At 66.7% G+C, this 2987-nt stretch carries 3 protein-coding genes; all 3 read left to right on the top strand.

The annotated features are described in order from the left end of the window. Window positions 1–908, top strand: a 908-nt coding sequence (locus AC1D01_RS27840) for a hypothetical protein (protein WP_477872174.1), incomplete at its 5' end; no start/stop codon positions are given. Continuing rightward, window positions 905–2281, top strand: a complete 1377-nt coding sequence (locus AC1D01_RS27835) for a replicative DNA helicase (RefSeq protein WP_477872172.1) — start codon at window positions 905–907, stop codon at window positions 2279–2281. The genes AC1D01_RS27840 and AC1D01_RS27835, both read left to right, overlap by 4 nt. Window positions 2282–2307: 26 nt before the next feature. Continuing rightward, window positions 2308–2987: hypothetical protein (locus tag AC1D01_RS27830; RefSeq protein WP_477872170.1), on the top strand; the 680-nt coding region annotated here is incomplete at its 3' end.

The raw sequence follows: 2987 nt of genomic DNA, 5'->3' as shown, positions 1-2987 counted from the left end.
GGCTCGAAGAGCAGGGGCTGATGGCGGTCGGGCTCGGCCGCAAGCGCTCCAACGTGTACACGCTCGCGCTGCACCGAATCCAGGCCATCTGCGAGGCACAGGCGCAAGCCCGAGCCCAGGCACGTGCCGAAGCCGCTGAAGCGGAGGACGCCTTCGCCCCGACCGCAGGCGCCTTCGAGGCCTTGCTGCGGTCCGCAGGCCCGGCCCACGGATTTGCTCAATCGAGCCCACGCGACCCGGCACGAGGTGCCGCCCATCACCACTCCATGTCGCGGTCGCAGACCGGCACCACGTGCCGGCAAGCGGCACCAGATGCCGGTGAGCGGCACGAGATGCCGCATGCGGTGACCGGCACCACGTGCCGCATACCGGCACCAGATGCCGGTCAGACCGGCACCACGTGCCCCCTAACCATCAATGAACCTTTGAATACAAGATACCCCCAACCCCCTTCTGGGGCTGAAGAACCTCGCTCAAGGGTTCAGGYCGATGCCGGCGTTCGGGCGACGGACGATGCCGTGCCGGCTCGCCGCAGTCGCAAAGGCCATGCGGTCTTGACGGAAGACGATTCCGAGGCCTCGCTGCCGCTGGTGAGCCTGCGCGACTTCATCGCCGACTGCCGAGCCAAAGGCGAGCAGGTGATCCCCGAGGACGACCCGGTCTTCGCCTACTGCGAACAGGCCCGCATCGGCCAGGACATCCTGCAACTGCACTGGAACGAGTTCAAGGCCCGCCGCATGGATCTGGGCAAGCGGCAGCGCGACTGGCGCAAGACCTTCTTCCAGAGCGTGCAGGGCAACTGGTACCACCTCTGGTTCATCGCTCCGGGCGACCCCGACGCCCGCCTCACGACGCAGGGCCGGCAGGCCGAAGCCGTGATGCTGGCGCAGCAAGGGGAGTCCGCATGAGCCGGCGCCCCGAAGCCTTCAGCGTGCCCCACAGCGCTCCGCACAGCGAGGAGGCCGAGCACAGCGTGCTGGGCTCGCTGCTGTTCGACAACCAGGCCTTCGAGGTGGTCGGCACGATCTTGAAGCCGGAGCACTTCTACCAGGGCGATCACCGGGCGATCTACGAGACGATCAGCGAGCTGCTCACGGCCGGCAAGCTGGCCGACCTGGTCACCGTCCACGACCGCGGCGGCCACGGCATGGTGTACCTGAACCAGCTGCTGCAGTCGGTGACGAACAGCCGGGCCGCGGCGAGGCATGCCGAGCTGATCGTCGAGCGCTGGCGGGAACGCGAGGTGATGCGCCTGGGTTCAGCCGTTGCCGACGAGGTCATGCGCGGTGCGCACGGCGCCGATGGCAAGCCGCAGCCGGTCGATCAAGTCATCGACCAAATGATCACGAAGCTGATGGCGCTCAACGCAGTGGCCGAGCGCAACGAACCGCGCGATATCAGCGAACTGGTCGTGACCTACCTCGACGACCTGCAGCTGCGCTACGACGGTGCGGAGACCACCATCCAGACTGGACTGAAGGATTTGGACCACTGCACTGCGGGCGGCGGGCGGCCGGGCGAGCTGTGGGTGATCGGCGCGAGACCGAGCATGGGGAAGACGGCCATATGCCTGACGCTCAGCCGCAACGTCGGCCGCAAGCACCACGTGCTGATGCTGACGCAGGAGGACAGCTTGAACTCGCTGACGGCCCGCCAGGTCGCTGCTGCAGGCCGGGTGAACCTCGCGGACCTGCGCAACCCACGCAACGCACCGGAGAGCATGTGGGAAGGCGTGAGCGAGGGCATCGATGCGCTCGGGAAGCTGCACATCGCGATGGACGACCAGGCGGCGCTCAGCATCATGGACGTGCGCCGCAAGATCCAGCAAGTGAAACGCCGGCACAAGAAGCTGGACCTCGTGATCATCGACTACCTGCAGCTGATGGAGGGTGACGGTGATAACCGGAACCAGGAGCTGGGGAAGATCGCCAACGGCCTGAAGCGCGCGGCCAAGGAATTCGGCGTCTGGGTCATCTTGCTGTCGCAGCTCAACCGCGACTCTGAGAAGCGCTCCAGCGGCATGCCGCAGATGAGCGACCTGCGTGACAGCGGCGACATCGAGGGCGCGGCCGACCTGATCGGGCTGCTGCACCGCGAGCACCGGCGTGCACCGACCGAGGCCAACAAGTTCCACGCCGAACTGCTGGTGGTCAAGCACAAGAACGGTCCGACCGACACGCTGAACTTCAGCTTCGACGGCGCCTACCAGCGCTTCTCGGATTGGGAGGGGCCGCCACCCATGAAGGCGCTGAGCAAGCAACGCGGCGGCGGGCTGAACTGAATCGCGACCAGACCGAGGGAGAAGACATGTTGACGATGAACATCCGCTTCGATGCGGCGCAGATCGCGAAGGCYTTCGGCGAGCTGCAGCAGGAGCATCCGAACGTGATGGCGCAGGCCATCAACGACACGACGCGCGAGGTGCGCGACGCGCAGGTGGCGGAGATCCGCGACCGGTTCGACAACCCTACCGCCTTCACGCTGCGGGCACTGCGCACGACCTTTGCCACGCGGACCAAGCTGCAGGCGATGGTGTGGCTGAAGGACGGCACGTCGCGGGCGCACTACCTGCTGCCGCAGATCGAGGGCGGCAACCGTCCGCTGAAGCGCTTCGAGGAGATCCTCGTGCAGGCCGGGCTGATGCGCAAGAACGAACGGGCGGTGCCGGGCTCGGCCGCCAAGCTCGATGCCTACGGCAACATGGGGCGCGGGCAGATCGTGCAGATCCTGAGCCAGCTGCAGGCCTTCAACCTCGCGGGCTCGGACGCCAACGCGACCAGCAGCAAGCGCTCGAAGGCCAAGCGCAGCAAGGTCGAGTACTTCGTGGCGCACGGCGGCGATTCGAGGCAGGGCCGTGGGTCGTGGAAGCACGGCGACAAGATGCAGCACCTGCGGCGTGGCGTGTGGGCACGGTACCGCTTCAGCTCGGGCAGTGCAGTGAAGCCGGTGCTGCTGTTCGTCAATGGCACCCGATACGGCAAGCGCTT

Source organism: Rhizobacter sp. P3_B12, from assembly GCF_056402895.1.
Note: the sequence above shows the minus strand (reverse complement) of the source record. Positions and strands in the feature narration are given on the sequence as shown.